17 protein-coding genes are annotated in these 18,377 nt (G+C 63.6%); 5 read left to right on the forward strand and 12 right to left on the reverse strand.

What is annotated here, in order from left to right; translation table 11 throughout:
- Positions 1 to 84 precede the first annotated feature (84 nt).
- The 4 genes from yccS to CSAL_RS16465 form a co-directional block, all read right to left on the reverse strand.
- Complete coding sequence (gene yccS, locus CSAL_RS16450) at positions 85 to 2,286, reverse strand: YccS family putative transporter (protein ID WP_011508537.1); 2,202 nt, start codon at positions 2,284 to 2,286, stop codon at positions 85 to 87.
- 148 nt (positions 2,287 to 2,434) lie between these two features.
- Positions 2,435 to 2,794, reverse strand: coding sequence for a hypothetical protein (locus CSAL_RS16455; protein WP_011508538.1), 360 nt, complete (start codon positions 2,792 to 2,794; stop codon positions 2,435 to 2,437).
- Between the two features lie 88 nt (positions 2,795 to 2,882).
- Positions 2,883 to 3,155 (reverse strand): HU family DNA-binding protein, encoded by a 273-nt coding sequence (locus CSAL_RS16460; protein ID WP_011508539.1) that lies wholly within the window; start codon positions 3,153 to 3,155, stop codon positions 2,883 to 2,885.
- Between the two features lie 148 nt (positions 3,156 to 3,303).
- Positions 3,304 to 4,464, reverse strand: a complete 1,161-nt coding sequence (locus CSAL_RS16465) for an NAD(P)/FAD-dependent oxidoreductase (protein ID WP_011508540.1) — start codon at positions 4,462 to 4,464, stop codon at positions 3,304 to 3,306.
- A 138-nt stretch (positions 4,465 to 4,602) separates the two neighbouring features.
- Between CSAL_RS16465 and CSAL_RS16470 the strand changes: the two genes are divergently transcribed.
- The 4 genes from CSAL_RS16470 (at position 4,603) to phoR (ending at position 8,228) form a co-directional block, all read left to right on the forward strand.
- Entirely contained in the window at positions 4,603 to 5,154 is a 552-nt protein-coding gene (locus CSAL_RS16470; RefSeq protein WP_011508541.1) for a chorismate--pyruvate lyase family protein, read from the forward strand.
- 63 nt (positions 5,155 to 5,217) lie between these two features.
- Entirely contained in the window at positions 5,218 to 6,114 is an 897-nt protein-coding gene (gene ubiA, locus CSAL_RS16475) for a 4-hydroxybenzoate octaprenyltransferase (RefSeq protein ID WP_011508542.1), read from the forward strand.
- A 101-nt stretch (positions 6,115 to 6,215) separates the two neighbouring features.
- Entirely contained in the window at positions 6,216 to 6,905 is a 690-nt protein-coding gene (phoB, locus tag CSAL_RS16480) for a phosphate regulon transcriptional regulator PhoB (protein WP_011508543.1), read from the forward strand.
- A 3-nt stretch (positions 6,906 to 6,908) separates the two neighbouring features.
- Entirely contained in the window at positions 6,909 to 8,228 is a 1,320-nt protein-coding gene (gene phoR / locus CSAL_RS16485) for a phosphate regulon sensor histidine kinase PhoR (protein WP_011508544.1), read from the forward strand.
- Positions 8,229 to 8,427: 199 nt separating this feature from the next.
- Here phoR and CSAL_RS16490 read toward each other — a convergent pair whose 3' ends face one another.
- From CSAL_RS16490 to cysZ, 8 genes are all read right to left on the reverse strand, one after another.
- A complete protein-coding gene (locus CSAL_RS16490) occupies positions 8,428 to 8,826 on the reverse strand; it encodes an Hsp20/alpha crystallin family protein (protein ID WP_011508545.1) in 399 nt (132 codons plus the stop codon).
- Positions 8,827 to 8,863: 37 nt separating this feature from the next.
- Positions 8,864 to 9,325 (reverse strand): Hsp20/alpha crystallin family protein, encoded by a 462-nt coding sequence (locus CSAL_RS16495; protein WP_011508546.1) that lies wholly within the window; start codon positions 9,323 to 9,325, stop codon positions 8,864 to 8,866.
- Positions 9,326 to 9,518: 193 nt separating this feature from the next.
- Positions 9,519 to 10,277: a siderophore-iron reductase FhuF gene (gene fhuF / locus CSAL_RS17050; RefSeq protein ID WP_011508547.1), complete on the reverse strand. Its 759-nt coding sequence runs from the start codon at positions 10,275 to 10,277 to the stop codon at positions 9,519 to 9,521.
- A gap of 137 nt (positions 10,278 to 10,414) precedes the next feature.
- Positions 10,415 to 12,580, reverse strand: coding sequence for a TonB-dependent siderophore receptor (locus CSAL_RS16505; protein WP_050934553.1), 2,166 nt, complete (start codon positions 12,578 to 12,580; stop codon positions 10,415 to 10,417).
- A 209-nt stretch (positions 12,581 to 12,789) separates the two neighbouring features.
- On the reverse strand, positions 12,790 to 13,788 hold the full coding sequence (locus CSAL_RS16510; protein WP_011508549.1) for a helix-turn-helix transcriptional regulator: 999 nt from the start codon (positions 13,786 to 13,788) through the stop codon (positions 12,790 to 12,792).
- Between the two features lie 19 nt (positions 13,789 to 13,807).
- Positions 13,808 to 14,419, reverse strand: coding sequence for a superoxide dismutase (locus CSAL_RS16515; protein ID WP_011508550.1), 612 nt, complete (start codon positions 14,417 to 14,419; stop codon positions 13,808 to 13,810).
- A gap of 131 nt (positions 14,420 to 14,550) precedes the next feature.
- Positions 14,551 to 15,465 (reverse strand): ZIP family metal transporter, encoded by a 915-nt coding sequence (locus tag CSAL_RS16520; RefSeq protein ID WP_011508551.1) that lies wholly within the window; start codon positions 15,463 to 15,465, stop codon positions 14,551 to 14,553.
- 29 nt (positions 15,466 to 15,494) lie between these two features.
- The gene (gene cysZ, locus CSAL_RS16525; protein ID WP_011508552.1) at positions 15,495 to 16,223 is read right to left on the reverse strand and encodes a sulfate transporter CysZ; all 729 of its coding nucleotides are present in this window, start codon (positions 16,221 to 16,223) and stop codon (positions 15,495 to 15,497) included.
- Between the two features lie 306 nt (positions 16,224 to 16,529).
- Between cysZ and CSAL_RS16530 the strand changes: the two genes are divergently transcribed.
- Entirely contained in the window at positions 16,530 to 18,374 is a 1,845-nt protein-coding gene (locus CSAL_RS16530) for a putative bifunctional diguanylate cyclase/phosphodiesterase (protein WP_043558724.1), read from the forward strand.
- The last annotated feature ends 3 nt before the right edge of the window (positions 18,375 to 18,377 follow it).

Below are 18,377 nucleotides of genomic sequence, written 5' to 3' on the forward strand. Positions count from 1 at the left end.
CGTAACCGTTTTGTTGTTATTTGAGCGATTCGACGGCACTATCGGTTACGTTTTCTCGCCGTCTCGGCCAAGGTTAGTCATGACTTACTTCAGATCGCCTTGTTCGCGAGAGGCCTGGGCAGAAAGCCGTTCCGCCGACTCGCCCACCGCGACGAGCTGTCGGCTGACCAGCGCCAGCTGGGTCTGCAGCAGGCGGCGCTCGTCGCCGGCTTCCTCGGCGGCCGCCGCTTCCAACGCCCGGGCATGCGACATCAGGGCCGCTTCCGGCACCGCGACAGTCGCCCGCGCCGCCAGTTGACGGGCCAGGTGCTCCAGGGTATCGGCCACTTCCTCACCGGCCGCCATCACCGCCGCATCGTCGGCGCCCGCCGCACCGGCCGCCCCGCGATGCGCGCCCAGGGCCGAGAGATATCCCAGCAAGGTGTGGGACTGGACCAGAAAGCGCAATCCGAGATCGGCGTCCTTGCGGAAATGTCCGGGCTCCAGCAACACGTTGCCCAGCGAGGTGGACAGCGTGGCATCGGCGTTGTGGGCATTGCGACGCGCCAGCCGATAGGCGAGGTCGTCGCGCTTGCCCTGGGCGTATTGCGCGAGTATCGCACGCAGATAGGCCGCACTGGCCTCGAGCGTCGTGGCCGCCTGGCGATGCAGGCCGCGTCCCTGCCAGTCGGGCAGGATCACCAGCACCGCCAGGCCCGCGATCGCGGCCCCCAGCAAGGTATCGAACAACCGTGGCCAGATCAGCCCGAACCCGTCGCCGACCTGATTGAAGCAACACAGCACCATCAGCGTGATCGCCGCCGTCGCCAGCGTGTAATGACGTGCACGAGTGGCGAAGAAGGCCACCCCGGCCGCTACCGCGATCAGCGCCTGGATGGGCTCGGCGGGAAACAAGGTGATCAACGCCCATCCCGCGATCAACCCCAGCACCGTGCCCTGAATGCGCTGACGCAGAAACCGCCGGGTGGCGCCGAAGTTGGGGCGGCATACGAACACGCTGGTCAGCAGGATCCAGTAGCCTTGGGTGGGATGGATCCAGTGCAGCACGCCATACCCCGCCAGCAGCGTCACGCTCAAGCGCAGCGCGTGCCGAAACACCGGCGACGACAAGGTCAGGTGCGAGCGCAGGCGGTCCGCGATGTCTCCCAGCCCGCGCGGCGAGCGATCGAAAAGGCTGCTGTCCTCGTTGTCGGCGCGCGCATCCGGGTTGTCGGCACTCGCCAGCTTGTCTTCCAGGGTCGCCAGGTTGTCGGCCAGCGCCGCCAGCGAGCGTAGCAGGTCGCGCCATTCGTCACGCTGCTGGGCGCGCAGATGGGACAGCGAGGCATTCAGATCTTCCAGCGCCTGGGCGCTTTGGCCGTGATCGAAGGGACGGTCGAGAAGCAGCGCCCGGCTCAACGCCTTGCAGGTACGCCCTTGCTGATCGAGCAGGCGTTGTGCGCGAAACAGGATGTCGTGATGAAAGAAGGCCTCGGCCAGTTCACCATACGGATAATGCGATGAGCTGGCCCGCTCGTGAATGTCCTGGGCAATGAAGTACAGGCGCAGGTAGCGATTGAGCTTGCGCCCGCCGCGCTGTCCCTCGAGGCGGCGGAAAATCATCTCCTTGCTCTGGTTGAGCGCCGCCACCACACGCCCATTCTGGCGGGCCAGCGCCAGGCGGCGCTGCTCGATGTCCAGACCGCGCAAGGGCTCGAACAACGCCGACTTGAGACTCAGGTATACACCCAGTTCACGAAAGACCTGAGCCAGACTCAGCTTGAGGGGATGTCGCGAGAACAGCGCACACCACACCACCGAGATCGCGCCATACCAGGCCGCGCCGCCCACCAGCAGCAAGGGCTCTCGCCATAGCTCGCCCAGAGCCACGCCACCGCGCTGTTCCAGGCTGATCATGGTGTAGATGGCCAGGATCAATGTCGCGGTGGCAATGGTCGCGTAACGTTGTCCCACCGCGCCGAGCATGGTCATGGCGAAGCTCGACACTCCGAGTCCTACCGCGAACGCCAGCGGATGCGCAAACGTCAGTTCCACCGACAGCGCCGCGACGCCGAAACAGAACAGAGTGACCAACAGCGCCTGCAGGCGCCCCTGCCAGGTATCGTCGGTTTCCGCCAGAGCACTGGCGATGATCCCCAGGAACAGCGGGATCAGCTTGCCCATGTCGTCGAGGTACCAGCACGTCGCCATGGCACCGGCCAGAGCGATGAAGACACGCAGGCTGTAGGCGAAGGGCTCCAGGGTCCAGAGGCGTCTGAGCGGTTGAGTCAGCGAGGTGGGCAGCATATCTCTCGACAAGGCGATGGCAAGAACGTCGCGTGGCCGATGTCGCCACGCAGCATTGGCGGCGGAAGAACTCGCCTACGACCTTAGTATAACGAACTCGACTCGACGAGGGGCACCGCTCGCCACCGTCAGCCGCGTCCAGCCGTCGCTAGCGCAGGTGCTTGAGCAATCCTTGCAGACGTTCCAGGTCGCGCGAGTCGCCGACCAGCCGCAGGCGACCGCTACGCAGGCCCTCGAAGAAGGCATGTGGCGTGGGACGCTTGAGGAAGGCAACGCCGGAGGCGGCATCGCGAAAGCGCAGTTCGAGGTCGAGATCGATGGGCAATCCCGGCGCATCGGTAACCGCATCGGGACGCATGCGGTAATGCCGCGCGAGACTGAGATCCTCGGTGGCCACCCCCCAGTCGAAGCGCTGCAAGGTCGCCAGGGTGTCGCGAAAACGGGGATTGCGGCGGCGCGCACGCTTGAGCATGACGCCCAGCAACCACAGCATCAGACGCAGTTTCATGCGCTACCTGCCACGGGGAAGAAAAAGGGAAAGGAGAAATCGCACGGAGCGCGGGCCATGCAATGGCACGCACGCTCCGTGCCTTCACTCACTTCACGGCGTCCTTGAGCGCCTTGCCGGGCTTGAAGGCCACGGTCTTGCTCGCCGGAATGGTCAACGGCTTGCCGGTCTGCGGATTCTTGCCGGTACGCGCGGCACGCTCGCGTACGGTGAAGGCACCGAAGCCGATCAACGAGACATCCTGGCCCTTGGACACAGTGCCTGTGATTTCATCGAGAATGACGTTAAGTACCTGACTGGCCTTGTCTTTGGAAAGATCGGCACGCTCGGCGATAGCCGCGGCGAGTTCTGGCTTGCGCATAAAGCCCTCCTGGTTTGGCAACGAACGCGACACCCATGATGTCGCTTGTTGTTTTTCAGTGGTCGAAATGAGCACCGCGCCATTGGCACGGTACTGACACTATCCCCATGATGGCGCCAGCCGACGACCGCCGGCGTGGCGACTTCAGCTAGGGTAGCAACGGCGGGGCAGCCCGCGCCAGCTCGACTTTCCGACGTACGCAGCCCCCTGTCAACGCAAATCCTAATAAACGCCCCGCTTCGTCTTCGGCAAAGGCGCTGAAATCGCTGCCGTCGCCTTCGATACGCCAGCGTGCCGGCGACTGGCGTGGCGGCAGGGCCACCACCGGGCACAACGGCGTCTTGACCACCACCGGCCAGGCACCATAGGCCACCGGCGTCGGCGTGCCGGTCAAGGTGGCCGCCAGTGCCTTGGCGCTGGCCTGGAGCGGCTGAACGTACATGGCATTGAGCCCCGCCACACAGGCGCAATCGCCCAACGCATGGATACGCGGCGCGGAAGTCGCCAGGTAACGGTCGGTCTGGATGCCCGCGGTCGACGTCTCGAGACCGGCGGCATCGGCAAGCTCGGTGCGCGGCATGAGCCCGGTGGCGATCAGCACGAGGTCGGCGGGCAAGGTATCGCCGTCATCGAGCGTCAGTGCCACCGCCTCGCCATCGCGCTGCAGGCTCGCAACGGTGCGTCCCAGCCGCATGTCGATGCCGGCGTCGTGCATCGCACCGCCCAGCACGCGGCCCAGGGCCGGCGGCAGCAGGCGCGCCAGCGGTGCCGCTTCGGGCGCGACCAGGGCAATGCGATGTCCTCCGGCCAGCAAGTCGTTGGCGAATTCGCACCCCACCAGGCCGGCACCGACGATGGCCACGCGCGCCCCCGGTCCCAGGCGCGACAACGCGGCATGAAAGCCGCGATAGTCGTCGAGGTCGTTGATGGTGAATACGCGATCGTGCAAGGCAGCGTCCCACGTGAAGGGGACGCTGGGTGCGGCACCGGTGGCCAGCACGAGGTCGCCGTAGGCGAGGCGTTCCGCGCCTATGCCAAGCGTGCGCTCGCGAGGATCGATGGCCTCGACCCGGGTATGCGTACGCACCACCGCCGACAGCGCCTCGGCGACCTCGAGAGGGGAACGCATCGCCAGCCGTGCAGGCGGCAAATGCTTGGCGAAGCCCGTGGACAGCAGCGGTTTCGAGTATTCGTCACCGCTATCGGCGGTGATCAGGGTGATGGCACGCCGTGCATCGCGGGCGCGCACCTGGCGCGCCAGGCCCATACCGGCCATGCCGCTGCCGACGATGATCAGAGGATCGCTCATAACGCCTCACGCACTGATGACAAGCTCATGGTAATGACATATCCACACCCGGCGTGGCGGGCTATCGCTCGAACGCCGAAAAAGCGCGTAAGCTGCGCATGTTACACTAACATCTTTCTTTTCTAAGCCATCGCTCTCATGTCTCCTGACCGCTTCCCAGGCTGGCCGCACTGGCTGCCCATCGCCGCGCAGCGTCCTCGAATGAGCCCCGACTGGTGGCCCTGGGTGGCCTCTCGCGATTCACTGACCGCGCGCTTGCGCATCGCCAGCCCCCGTCCATTCTCGGTGCGTCTGCTCACCCAGGGCGTGACCAGGCCACGCCTCGACGAAGCCCAGGCACTGGGGCTGCCGCACCGCACGCACGTCTGGCACCGGGAAGTCCTGTTGCGGCTGGGCAATGCCTCCTGGGTTGCGGCCCGTTCCGTGGCACCGCTGGAGGGACTGTCCGGCGCACGGCTATGCACGCTGGGAGAGCGTTCGCTGGGCAGTTGGCTATTTCGGCAACCTAACCTCGAGCGCGGCCCCATCGAAGCGATCCGTGCGCCGGCCATGACGGGGCTGGACGCCTGGCGAGGCGACGCCGGCCCCTGGGGGCGGCGCTCGCTCCTGCGCGTGGGCAGAACCAGGATTCTCGTCCAGGAATTCTTTCTCGCCGCGATGGCCGCTGACCTCTCGCTGCCATCGCGCTAAGCTGGCCGCTCACGTTACACAGCCACGTTGCTTTTCACAGCCACGTTGTCATAGGAGAGCCCGATGTCCGCCGACTCATCCGATGCCGCGCACCCCAGCGGCCTGGCCCGCGTGCCGGACTTTCTGCGCTTGACACGACTCGACCGCCCCATCGGCACCTGGCTGCTGATGTGGCCGACGTTGTGGGCGCTGTGGCTGGCGGCCGAGGGTATCCCCGAACGCGGTACGCTGCTGATCTTCGTCATCGGCGTGTACGTGATGCGCGCCGCCGGTTGCGTGGTCAACGACTACGCCGATCGCCATTTCGATGGGCACGTCAAGCGTACCCGCGACCGGCCACTGGCTACCGGACGCATCACCGAGAAAGAAGCCAAGGTGCTCTTCGCGGGCCTGGTGATCATTGCCTTCGGCCTGGTCTGCCTGACCAATCTGCCAACCGTGCTGCTGTCCTTCGCGGCACTGGCCCTGGCGGCCACCTACCCGTTCATGAAACGCTATACGCACTTCCCCCAGGTAGTGCTGGGGGCTGCCTTCTCGTGGGGGATCCCCATGGCGTTCATGGCCATTCAACGCCAGGTACCGCTGGAAGCCTGGCTACTGCTCGCCGCCAACGTGGCCTGGACGGTGGCCTACGATACCGAATATGCCATGGTCGACCGCGATGACGACCTGAAGGTCGGCATCAAGTCCACGGCGGTGCTGTTCGGGCGCGCCGACCGCCTGATGATCGGACTGCTGCAGGCGCTGACCCTGCTGCTGCTGGCCTGGGTCGGCCTGCGCCTGGCGCTGGGAGGCTTCTTCTGGCTGGGGCTGGCTGCGATGGGGGCGATCTTCGTCTTCCAGCACCGCCTGATCCGCCATCGCGAACGCGACCATTGCTTCCGGGCCTTTCTCAACAATCATTGGGCCGGTCTGGTGGTCTTCGCGGGCATCGCCTTGTCGCTATGGCCTATGCTATAGATCGCGTGTCACGAAGTTGTCACATTAGCGCGTTGTAATCGTCATGCTGATGTCATTCATGAGTGATTCGCGCCATCGCGATCCGCAAGAGGCCTACGCCCATGACCGCCAAGACCGTGCTCATCGTCGATGACGAAGCGTCCATCCGCGAAATGATCGCGGTGGCGCTGGAAATGGCCGACTACCGTGTGCTGGAAGCCGACAACGCTCAGGCGGCACATGCCATGGTGGTCGACGACCAACCCGACCTGTTGCTGCTCGACTGGATGATGCCCGGCACCAGCGGCATCGAACTGGCGCGGCGTCTCAAGCGCGATACCGCCACTGCCGAATTGCCGATCATCCTGCTCACCGCCAAGAGCGAGGAAGACAACAAGATCCAGGGGCTGGAAGCCGGCGCCGACGACTACATCACCAAGCCCTTCTCGCCGCGGGAGTTGGTGGCACGCCTCAAGGCCGTGCTGCGCCGCACGACTCCCAAGGGCGTGGAGGACCCGGTGGAGATCGAGGGCCTGCTCCTCGATCCGGTCAGCCATCGGGTCAGCGCCAACGGCCAGGCACTGGATGTAGGCCCCACCGAGTATCGGCTCTTGCAGTTCTTCATGACCCATCAGGAGCGGGCCTACACGCGTAGCCAGTTGCTCGATCAGGTCTGGGGTGGCAATGTCTACGTCGAGGAGCGCACCGTCGACGTGCACATCCGCCGCCTGCGCAAGGCGCTCGGCGAGGCCCATCAGCATCTCATCCAGACGGTACGCGGCACCGGTTATCGCTTCTCCGCCAAGGACTAGCGCGTGCACTATTGGACCAACGAACTGTGGCGACTGGCGTACCTGGTCGTCGGACTCGGTGCCCTGGGCTGGCTGCTCGGCGAGCCCGGCTGGGGGCTGGCCGCCGGCCTGGGCCTCTACGTGTATCTGCATCTGCGCCATTTGCGTGCCCTGTACGTCTGGCTGACCCAGCACCCCCACGAGACACCCCCCGTCGGGGCCGGCGTCTGGGGCGATCTGTTCGACCGCCTCTACAAGTATCAGAAGACGCAGCGCCAATCCCAGGCACGCCTGCGCGACATCATCCGGCGCGTGCAGGACTCCTGCGAGGCGATGCGCGATGCCGTGGTCATGCTCGACGGCCATGGCGATCTGGAGTGGTGGAACACCGCCGCCACGCAGATGCTCGGCTTTCAATCGCCCCACGACCGCGGCCAGCACATCACCAACTTCCTGCGGGACCCGCGCTTCGTGGCCTACTTCAACGCCCGCGATTACCGCGAACCGCTCACCCTGGCATCGCCCTTGCGCGATGACGTGACGCTGCAGTATCAAATCACGTTGTTCGGCGACAACGAGCGCCTGGTCATGGCCCGCGACATCTCGCGACTGCATCGCCTGGAAGAAATGCGGCGCGACTTCGTCGCCAACGTTTCCCACGAACTGCGCACGCCGCTCACCGTGCTCACCGGCTATCTGGAAACCTACCTCGACAACGCCGATCAATTACCGCCCCGCTGGCAACGGGGTCTCGGACAGATGCAGGAGCAGTCGCAACGCATGCAGCGACTGGTCGAGGATCTGCTGTTGCTGTCGAAGCTGGAAACCGACCAGACCCGTGACGATCCAGTACCGCTGGACATGGCCGCGCTGCTGGCGAACATTCGCGACGATGCCGCCGCGCTCTGCAACGGCAGTCATGACGTGCGCCTGGAAATCGACGACGACCGCCATCTGCTGGGCGCCGATGGCGAGATACGCAGCGCCGTTTCCAACCTGGTCTTCAACGCCGTGCGATACACGCCGTCGGGCAGCACCGTCACGTTGCGCTGGAAAGCCTGGAAGGAGGGTGCCGCGGTCGAGGTCGAGGACGACGGCGAAGGGATCGACCCGGTACACCTGCCACGCCTCACCGAGCGTTTCTACCGCGTCGACAAGGGGCGCAGCGCCGCCAACGGCGGCACCGGCCTGGGCCTGGCCATCGTCAAGCACGTCCTGCTGCGCCACGACGCGCACCTCGATATCGACAGCCACCCCGGCCAGGGTGCGCTCTTTCGTTGCGTGTTTCCCGCCGCACGGCTGAATGCCGCCCCTGCCGAACGCCGTGCCGTGGGCGGCGACTAGTCTTGTAGGTGCGGCATCGCCCGCTTCTGGAAAGGCGCTCGGCTCCCTCCGTCACGGTCGGATGGAGAAAAAAGCGGCGGGAGAAAAAGCGGCGGGAGAAAAAGGAGTGCCCACGCGCATGTGGGCACTCGTCACGTCGACCGGGCCAGGATGGACGATCGGTCACATCTGGCACCATCCATCGTACTGGCGCTGCTACTCATGCCGCCTGAACTTCGATACGCCGAGTGCGATGGCTATCCTTCTTGGGCAGCGTCAGCGTCAAGACACCATTGACGATAGTGGCCGTAATGGCATCGCCATCTATCTCGTGGCTGAGATTGAAACGCCGCGCGAACCGTTGTCCGCGGACCTCGGCATGCAACGCACTCAGTCCTTCCGGCATGTTCAAGGCTATGTCGCCTTCCAGGCTCAGCACGTTGTTGTCGATTTCCACTTTCAGCGACTCGTGCGTCACACCGGGCATATCCGCCACCAGCTTGAGGACGTCGGACTCCTCGAAGATATCCACCGCCGGTAGCAGAGCGTCCTGTGAACGCTTTTCCTGGTCACGTTGTTGAAGCGGAGAGTGGCTGGATGAACGAACGATGTTACTCATGGTGCATGCCTCCTTGGTTCAAGGTGATCGACGTTCTTCAAGCCGCCTTGACTTCGATACGCCGCGGCTTGAGTTCCTCTCGCTTGGGCAACACGATCTCGAACACGCCATGGGCATGGCGCGCCTCGGCACGCTCGGCGTCCAGTCCATCCGGCAATGCGATCGCACGCACGAACTCGCCACTGGCCCGCTCGCGCCGGAATACCGGACGCGCGTTTCCATCCTCGTCACTGTCCGGCAGCGTATCGCGCCGGCCACGCAGGGTGAGGACGTTATCCTGGACATCGATGGTCAGATCCGACGGCGACAGCCCTGCGGCAAATACGTAGACCCGCACGGCATCGTCGCTTCGCGCCACGTTGATCATCGGGAAACTCCCGCGTGGCACCGCGCGAATATCCATCGCGTCGCCGTCATTCAAGAAGCCATCCAGCAGTTGACGGAACCAGTCCAATTGCTGGGGCGCCCCCGTCTCGAAACGCTTGATATCGTCGAACATGGCGAACACCTCCTACATTAGACAGACTCTCGAGAGAGACCGCCACGCGAAGATGCAGCACCTCTCTCATAGGCGAAAATAGGAGCGGTCGAGGGGTTTTCAAGGGGGTCGAGCATGCATTTTCCGAGTGCCGATGTCCGTGTGGACAAGTCGACGTTACCACGCAGGGGAAACGGGCAAGCAGGCGGGGGAGTCAGCCGTTGGCCACGCGGCGTGGCGGTTGCGCCTCGGTCTTCTCGCGACACGCCAGCGGACAGTTGCCGCAATAGCCCAGGCCAGGCAGAAGGTAGCGAATGCAACAGACGCGCCGGATGGGCTCGATGTCGCCCTCGGCGTTCTCGCGATGACGAACGGGCTGGAACAAGGGATTGCGCTGACCGTCGGCCAGCTCGCGCAGGGTCATCCAGCGTTCGCCGAGCGCCGCGCCCGACCGGGCTTCCGGCAAGGCGTGCAACTGGCGCACGAGATAATCGACGTATTGTCCCAGATTGCTCCAGAGCGCACGTGGCGCGATGCCGCTGTGGTGCGCCATGCACGTGATGGCGGGCCCCCAGGTATCGCGTATCAGGGGCAAAAAGCGCGCTTCTGCTCGGGTGTCGATCAGAGGCGAGGACGTCTCCTCGACCACCAGCGCATCGATGAGCATGTCCTCGCCGAGTACGACCCCGAGACGCGGCAGCGCGAGCGGCAGCTGGCGATCCGCCAGCAGATTGTGCGCCACGCCCGTGTACGTCGTCAGGGCCAGGAAGTACTTCGACCAGAGCGACATGACGGCGCGGCAGTCGCCATGCTGATGTTCGGCGCCGTACCGCTGGATCACGTGCGCCATGCCGCGACGGGAAAACAGATCCTGTGCTCGCCAGGCCGTCTCGGGTGCCTGGTCCCAGGTCATCAGCTTGCGATCCATCCCCTTCAGGGGGCCGGCATACAACCGGGTGAGCGACACCGACATCGAAGACGTTTCCTGTGGCGAGGCCGAAATGGGTGGCGTGGGCATGACCCACGCCAGGCAGCGTAAATGAAAACCACTCGCGACTCAATCGCGCCAAGATCTTGCCGGCGACGCCGTTGAGCGATGGCTTGCAGGACCTAGAAGTCGTAGGTCAGGCTCGCGCGCACATTACGCTCCGCACCGAAGTAGCAGTATTGAAGCGAGTTGCACGAGGCCACGTATTCCTTGTCGAGCAAGTTGCCCACATTGAGTTGCACCTGCATGCCCGACATGCCCATCTGCCCCAGGTCATACCCCAGCATGGCATCGACCAGCGTGTAATCGGGCACTTGTTCGGTGTTGGCGCGATCCGCTTGGATATCGGCGTAATAGCGCACCCCCAGCCCGGCATCCAGCCCCGCAAGCGCCTCGCTCTGGAAAGCATAATGGCTCCACAGGCTGGCTTGATGGCGTGGGGCATAAATGGCGTGACTGCCTTCTTCGTCCGGATCTTCGCTCTTGGTATAGCGGATATCGGTATAGCTGTAGGCGGCCTGCAAGCGCAATCCCTCGGTCAACTGCTTGCGGGCTTCCAGCTCCAGGCCCTGAGACTCGATTTCGCCGATGGAGCGGTAGGGGTCGGTGGGCTGCTCCTTGGTGGCGACGTTTTCCTGGGTGATGCGGAACAGCGAGAGGCTGTAGCGATCCTCGGTTTCCGGGGGCTGATACTTGAGGCCCGTCTCCCATTGCTCGCCTTCCATCGGTTCGAGCACGTCACCCTCGGCATCGACGAAACTGGTCGGCGTGAAGGCCGTGTTGTAGCTCATGTAGGGCGCGACACCATTATCGAACATATAGAGCACACCGGCTCGACCACTGAACTGGGTATCGTCCAGTTTGTCTTCGCTATCTTTCAGGTAGTCGGTGTTCTCGATATTAACCCAGTCGTAACGGCCTCCGAGCGTCAGGCGCCAGCGGTCGAACGCCATCTGATCCTGTAGATAAACCCCCGTCTGTGTCAGTTCATGACGTTCGTCGCTGGCTGTGGCGATCGCTCCCACAGGATCGGCGCCGTACTGCGGATCGAAGGGATTGATATTCGGGAAAACGCCAGATGTGTAGACGATATCGTTCTGGCGTGTCTGATAATCCACACCGACCAGCAGCGTATGGTCGATGAAGCCACCGTCGAGATTGGCTTCTACTTGGTTATCGATGGTCCAGGCTTCCAGCGACTCTTGGGCACCGTAATAGTAACGCTTGAGTTCGTTGCTATCCCCATCGACCCAGACGTTTTGCCCTATCAGGTTGCCCGCACTATCGTAAAGGTATTCAGCACCTTGGGTGACCTGATCCAGATCGACATCAGCATTCAGATAACGGACCTTCTGACGCGCTGTCCAGGCATCGTTGAAGCGATGCTCGAGGCTGTAGCCGAACATGCGCTGGGTACGCTCGAACTTGTCGTAATCGTCCTCGCCATCGAAGAAGTTGTTGCTGATCTTCCGTCCATTGTGGCTTTCCACCGCCCCCTCGTAAGGCACGCCGGAGTGATAACCGCCCTCCGGATCCTTTTGCAGATAGGCCATGAACGACAGGGTCGTGTCGTCGGTGACGTCCCAGGTCACCGATGGCGCGATGGCATAGCGCTCCTCCTCGACCGTGTCGAACTGGGTATCCGCACCGCTGGCCAACCCCACCACGCGATAGGCGGCCCGCCGCTCGTCGTCCAGAGGGCCGGTCAGATCGAACGCCGCGCTGCGCTGACTGTTGTTGCCGACGCTGAACCGCAGCTGACGATGCGTCTCGAACTGCGGCTGCTTGCTGGTCAACGCCACCAGGCCACCGGGGGAGGAGCGCCCGTAGAGTACGGAGGCCGGTCCCTTGACGATTTCGACGCTCTCCAGAAAATACGGATCGATCACCATCGAGCTGTAACCGTTGGTATCGCCCATGACCTTGAGGCCATCGAGATAGGTATTGCTCAAGCTGCCGTCGGAGAACCCTCGCATGACCAGGTAGTCGTAGCGGTTGGAGGCGCCGACCTGGTTGGTATAGACGCCCGGCGTATATTGCGCGGCTTCCCTGAGGGTGCGGGTGTCACGCTCATCCATCTCGTCGCGATCGACACGCGAGACGGACTGGGGGGTTTCGACAATCGGCGTCTGTGTCTTGGTGGCGGCCTGGCCCGAGACCGTCACGGTGGACAGATCGACGGCATCGGTTTCTCCGCCCTCGGTTTGCGCCCAGCCCGTCATGGGGACGAACATCACGCCGGCCAGACACGCGCAGGTAAGCCAGTGGGGAGACAGTGTGCGACTCATGGGAAACGGATCCTCGCTCTCGTCATCGGGCCGATATCGACCCATTTCTTATGGAGAGTGAGAATTATTAACTTTTAAGAGTCGTTCTGCTTATGGAAAATGACGAAAAACCTATGCGCAATGCTGCAAGCCCGTCCGGCGAGGGAACCTGCGTCATGCATCGACGTCACGGCCATCGCCTCGTTACCGCCTGAATCGCACGGCGCTCGCTATGCTCCTTGCCGCTGCAAGGCGCGGGGCGACACGCCATAGCGCTGCTTGAAGGCGGTGGCGAAATTGCTGGCGTGCCGATAGCCGACACGGGTTGCGACGTACTGCACGCTATAGCCTTCCCGGAGCAGATCATGCGCCATTTCGAGGCGGCGTTGACGCAGGTACTCGAAGACCGGCTGGCCGTACGCCTGGCGGAACTTGTCACGCAACACGCTGGGACTCATGCAGGCCAGTTGCGCCAGGGAGTCGAGGTCATGCGAGGCATCGGGATGATCGTGCAGACAGGCACGCACGCGTGCCAGATGATGGCGATCGCGCACGCCCAGACGGCGCGTCTGCTCGGCCGGGGCGTTTTCTCTGGCTGCCAGCCCATGTGCCATCAGCTGCAACCCCAGTCCCTCGCCGAGCAATGTATGCGAGATCCCCTCCCCCGCGGCGTTCAACCACTGTTCGAGCGATGCCAGAAGACCCTCGGGGGGTGCCAGCCGCCAGGCGCCATCCGGTGAAGACGTCAGCAGATCTGCCAAGGGCGCGGCCAGCCGGTTCTGCGTGGTGCGTGCATCGTCGAGCAGCGTCAGATTGATCGCGCGCAGGCGCTGGCCGCCCATGTGGCGCGCACTCAGCGGACAGCGCCCGTCGTTGACCAGCATCACCCCCTCGCGAGGCGACAGCGTGAGGCGCTTCTCGCCATGCATCAGCTCGGCCTGCCCCTCGAGCATGACGATGATCGACACGTGCGCCGGAGCATCCGCCAATGCGTGAGTTTCGTAGGTGTGATGAATCGTGAGTCGCGAGCCGACGAGACTGATGCCCGTGTCCGGGCGACATTCATCGACCCAGCCTTCGGCCACCGTGGTGGACACGGCATCGGCACGGGTCAAGGAGGGAAAGTGATGATACAAACGATAACGGCGCTCGAAAGCGCCGAAATCGGCCATGGTGAGACGCTGGGCCGGCGTAGTGGCATCGTGCGTCATGCCTGTCGCCGGACCCATGGCAGCCTCCCGATAGGCGTTACGCAGTGGCTTCGGCGTAGCGGCGAGCCACTTCGTCCCAATCGATGACCTCGAAGAAGGCCTTGATGTACTCGGGACGCTTGTTCTGGTACTTGAGGTAGTAGGCGTGCTCCCACACGTCCAGCCCCAGAATCGGCGTGTTGCCGTGCATCAGCGGGCTATCCTGGTTGAGCGTGTTTTCCACGACCAGATGCTTGGCCGGCGTGACCGACAGCCAGGCCCAGCCACTGCCGAAGCGCTTGACGGCAGCCTGAGTGAAGGCTTCGCGGAAGGCGTCATCACCGCCCAGGTCGCGCTCGATGGCCGAAGCCAGATCGCCCTTGGCGGCACCGCCGCCCTGCGGCGACATGACGGTCCAGAACAGCGAGTGGTTGGCATGGCCACCACCGTTGTTGATGACCGCCTGACGCTTGTCTTCCGGTACGCGCTCGAGCTCGCCCAACAGGGTTTCGACGGGCAGCGATTCGAGCCCGGTGCCTTCCAGCGCCGCATTCAGATTGTTGACGTAGGTCTGATGGTGACGGCTATGGTGAATCTCCATGGTCAACGCATCGATGTGCGGTTCCAGAGCATCATAGGCATAGGGTAACGTCGGCAGTTGATGCGCCACGACATACCTCCATAATTAATCTTTCATCGAATGTCGAGCGTTGGCCGGACATTGCGCCAACGGCAAGTTGTACTTATCAATAATAGTTTTCATTGCAGGTTTGTCAATTACTTAGCCGCCTTCGCGAGGTGTCAGAACACCTTGTCGAGCACGAACATCAACATGAAACCGCCCAGCACGCCGAAGGTCGCATCGCCCTCGTGTCCCTTGCGGTGCGACTCGGGAATGATCTCGTGACTGATCACGAACAACATGGCCCCGGCGGCGAACGCCAGACCGAAGGGCAGCAGGGCATCGACGATATGCACCGCGAGCGCGCCGATGACACCACCCACAGGCTCCACCAGGCCGCTCAAGAACGCTGCTCCCAATGCCGTGGGGCGCGAGTAGCCGATGGCCAGCAGCCCCAGGGAGACGATCAGCCCTTCGGGCAGGTTCTGAAGGCCGATACCCAGCGTCAACGCCACGCCGGCGGCCATGTCGCCGCGCGCATAGCCCACCCCGACCGCCAGCCCCTCGGGGAAGTTATGAATGGTGATGGCAAAGATGAACAGCCAGATGCGGCGAATCTGCAAGGCATCGGCACCGCCCTGCTTGCCCAGCGTGAAGTGCTCGTGTGGCACGAAGCGATCCATTCCCCAGACCAGGAGGCCGCCGCAGACGATCCCGGCACAGACGATCGTCAAGGCCCAGCCGATCGTGCCGGTCAAGGCCAGGGAATCCTCGTAGGCCGGCATGGCCAGGGAGTACGCCGTCGCGGCAAGCATCACGCCGGCACCGAAGCCCATCAAGGCATCCTCGAGACGCTGACTGATGTGGCGCAGCACCATGATCGGCAGCGCGCCCACCGGCGTGAACAACCCCGCCACCAGGCTCGCCAGCATCCCCGCCTGGAGCGTGGACAACGTTCCCAGCCAATCGCGCATCTGGGCCCCAAGCCACCACACCAGCAAGGCGCCCACGGCCGCGACGAGCAGAATCCCCAACGCCCAGCGACGCCGAATGAAGCCGCCACTGGCCATGGAGGGCGCGTGTGTCTCTTGCATGCAGGGTCTCCTTGTCGCGTCGAGATCGTTCATCGTGCCACGGCCGGCAGATGACGATAATAATGATCCCAGAGTATCACCGCGCCGGCCACGCCGCCCGGCAGCAGCACGAGGTTGAGCACCGGTACCCAGGTCGCCAGCGACATGCCCAGACCGAAGGTCAGCGTCGGCCACCAGCGTGCACGCAATCGCCGTCGCATGTCGCTAAAGCTCACCTGATTATTGTCCATGGGATAATCCAGGTATTGAATCGCCAGCATCCAGGCCGAAAAGGCGGCCCACAGCAGCGGCATGAACATGTTCACGCCCGGCACGAAGCCCAGCACGAACAACAGCACCATGCGCGGCAGCATGTAGCGCAACTTGACGAGTTCGCGCCCCAGGGCATCGACACCGGCGCGCATCAGGCTCCGCGTGTCATCGGGCGGGCTGCCGGTGAGTCGCCATTCGACCTTCTCGGCGAGAAAGCCATAGAAAGGTGCGGCGATCAGGTTGGTCACCAGCGTGAAGGTGAAGAACACCATCAACAGCAAGCTCACTACCAGAAGCGGCCAGATCAGCCATTCCAGCCACTCGAGCCACCCCGGCACCTTGAGCATCCAATAGTCCAGCCAGCCGCCGAAATGCGTGAACAGATAGGCGAGCGTTGCGGCATACAACACCAGGTTGACCAAGACCGGGGCAATGACGAAACGTCGCATGCCCGGCGACAACACGAGCCGTGTTCCGCGTCCGATGGCCGTGAAAGCGTGCAGCATCGCAGGAATTCCTCGACGAACGATGACGGAGGCCATGCGCGACAGCATGGCATGCTTGCCATCCAGCGCCCATCTTTCGCGCTGGATGAGAAATTTCATACTCGTATGATGCCATATCAGACTTAATGCTCAGCCAAAGGCATGAGCCACTCGGCCTTTCGGCGCAACCGGGCGAATCGAGCGTCGGCGCGACGTCGCCTTGTGCTAACGTTCCTAGCACCGGGATGCCTGCATGGCAGTGCTCAGGCGCTCCCACCCGCCTGCTTGCATGACGCCGGGCCCGGCATCGCGACGAGAGAACACTGCATGGTCAATGTCCCGGGGGTCGCTGCCCCCGATCATCCCGATGAAACGCGTCGCCTCGACGAGCTGCACCGCCTGGGGTTGATGGATACCCCGCCCGAGAAGCGTTTCGACGACATCACCCGGCTGGCCGCCCGAGTCTTCGGCGTGCCCATTGTGCTGATCACACTGGTTGACCGCCACCGTCAGTGGTTCAAGTCGCGTTTCGGCATTGATGCCTGTGAAACGTCCCGCGACAACGCCTTTTGCGCGCACGCCTTGCTGGAACGCAAGCTGCTGGTGATCGAGGATACCACCCGGGATGCGCGTTTCCGTGACCATCCGCTGGTCACCGAGACGCCTTACATTCGCTTTTATGCCGGCGCCGTCATTCGCACGGCCGCGGGGCTGCCACTGGGCACGCTGTGCCTGATCGATCGCCATCCACGCCATTTCGATGCCTCCCAGCGCGAGATATTGCTCGATCTCGCCCGACTGGTGGAGAACGAAATCGGCGACGATGCCATCATGCGGCTGGAACGCGCACGCGCGGAGATCGGCACGCAATTCGATCCGCAAACTCGCCTGGCCACGCAGCAGCGCTTTCAACAACTCATCGAGGCGCGTCTGAACGCGCTCTCCGACGACGACACCCTGTGCGGCGTGGCGGCCGTCGATCTCTACGGCATGCGCGCGATACGCACGCGCTTCTCGCTCCAGGTCAGCAACAATGTCCTGATGCGATGCATCGCCCGGGTCGAGAAGGCTCTGGACGGATTCGTCTTCGACCTGGCGCGTATCGATGACCAGCGCCTGGGCGTCCTGCTCTATCGCGGCGACGCCACACGCATGGCTGCCACCATGGAGGCACTGGCCACCACGCTGCGCGCGCCCTACATCGCCGCCGGCAAGACGGTCACCGCGGCCGCTCGCGTGGTCTGGGCCCATGATGCCCCCCGGCTTGGCCATGCCGACGACATTCTCTCCGCCTTGCAGCATACCTGCCGCCGGCTCCACAGCGAACGCGGCGCCGACCTGTTTCGTCTCGATACGCCCGAGGTCCTGCCGCGTCTGACGCGCCGCAATCTGTTGCGTCGACGCACCGCCTCGGCTCTGGCCGAGGATCGCTTCTGTCTGCACTATCAACCCCAGGTCAGCGTGCGCGACTTTCGCGTGCACGGCTTCGAGGCGTTGCTGCGCTGGCACGATACAGAATTGGGGTGGGTCAACCCTCAGGATATCGTCGACATCGCCGAAGAAATCGATCTCGGCGATCAACTGGATATCTGGGTCTTGCGGCGGGTCATGCGACAGCTTTCCGTATGGCGGGATCGCGGGCACGACGTGTTGCCGGTGGCGCTCAATATCTCGCAGGAACAGCTCGCCCGGCCTGCCTTCGCCGACCGGTTCTGCGCATTGCTTGCCCAATACCGCTTGCCGGGCCGCCTGCTCAAGCTGGAAGTACTGGAACGCTCGCTGATCGACGACCCCGAGGCCATCATCGAGAGCATGCAACGCCTCAAGCGTCATGGCGTGGGCTTCGCCATCGACGACTTCGGCACCGGTTACTCGTCGCTCGCCTACCTCACGCGCATCCCCTTCGACACGCTCAAGATCGACAAGAGCTTCATCGAGCGCATCGGCGACGACCCGCGCGTGGGCTCACTGGTACGCTCGATCATCTCGCTGGGACGCGATGCCGGCATGCATGTCGTCGCCGAGGGCGTGGAAACCGACGCCCAGGTCCAGCGCCTGCGCGACTTTCACTGCCACAGCATACAGGGCCATGTGTTCTCGGGCGCCCTGCCTCCGACGCATGCCGAAGCGTTGCTTCACAACGTCGCGAACGTCACCCCGCCCGGCCAGTGACGC

It is taken from the genome of Chromohalobacter israelensis DSM 3043, assembly GCF_000055785.1.
GTDB lineage: Bacteria > Pseudomonadota > Gammaproteobacteria > Pseudomonadales > Halomonadaceae > Chromohalobacter > Chromohalobacter israelensis.

Bases quoted from the DNA above. Each gene is read 5' to 3' on its own strand.
- CSAL_RS16465 (WP_011508540.1), bottom strand. From the start codon at position 4,464: ATGAGCGATCCTCTGATCATCGTCGGCAGCGGCATGGCCGGTATGGGC.
- CSAL_RS16495 (WP_011508546.1), bottom strand. From the start codon at position 9,325: ATGTTCGACGATATCAAGCGTTTCGAGACGGGGGCGCCCCAGCAATTG.
- CSAL_RS16470 (WP_011508541.1), top strand. From the start codon at position 4,603: ATGTCTCCTGACCGCTTCCCAGGCTGGCCGCACTGGCTGCCCATCGCC.
- CSAL_RS16530 (WP_043558724.1), top strand. From the start codon at position 16,530: ATGGTCAATGTCCCGGGGGTCGCTGCCCCCGATCATCCCGATGAAACG.
- CSAL_RS16455 (WP_011508538.1), bottom strand. From the start codon at position 2,794: ATGAAACTGCGTCTGATGCTGTGGTTGCTGGGCGTCATGCTCAAGCGT.
- phoB (WP_011508543.1), top strand. From the start codon at position 6,216: ATGACCGCCAAGACCGTGCTCATCGTCGATGACGAAGCGTCCATCCGC.
- CSAL_RS16460 (WP_011508539.1), bottom strand. From the start codon at position 3,155: ATGCGCAAGCCAGAACTCGCCGCGGCTATCGCCGAGCGTGCCGATCTT.
- yccS (WP_011508537.1), bottom strand. From the start codon at position 2,286: ATGCTGCCCACCTCGCTGACTCAACCGCTCAGACGCCTCTGGACCCTG.
- CSAL_RS16490 (WP_011508545.1), bottom strand. From the start codon at position 8,826: ATGAGTAACATCGTTCGTTCATCCAGCCACTCTCCGCTTCAACAACGT.
- CSAL_RS16510 (WP_011508549.1), bottom strand. From the start codon at position 13,788: ATGGGTCCGGCGACAGGCATGACGCACGATGCCACTACGCCGGCCCAG.
- CSAL_RS16505 (WP_050934553.1), bottom strand. From the start codon at position 12,580: ATGAGTCGCACACTGTCTCCCCACTGGCTTACCTGCGCGTGTCTGGCC.
- CSAL_RS16520 (WP_011508551.1), bottom strand. From the start codon at position 15,465: ATGCAAGAGACACACGCGCCCTCCATGGCCAGTGGCGGCTTCATTCGG.
- cysZ (WP_011508552.1), bottom strand. From the start codon at position 16,223: ATGCTGCACGCTTTCACGGCCATCGGACGCGGAACACGGCTCGTGTTG.
- ubiA (WP_011508542.1), top strand. From the start codon at position 5,218: ATGTCCGCCGACTCATCCGATGCCGCGCACCCCAGCGGCCTGGCCCGC.
- fhuF (WP_011508547.1), bottom strand. From the start codon at position 10,277: ATGTCGGTGTCGCTCACCCGGTTGTATGCCGGCCCCCTGAAGGGGATG.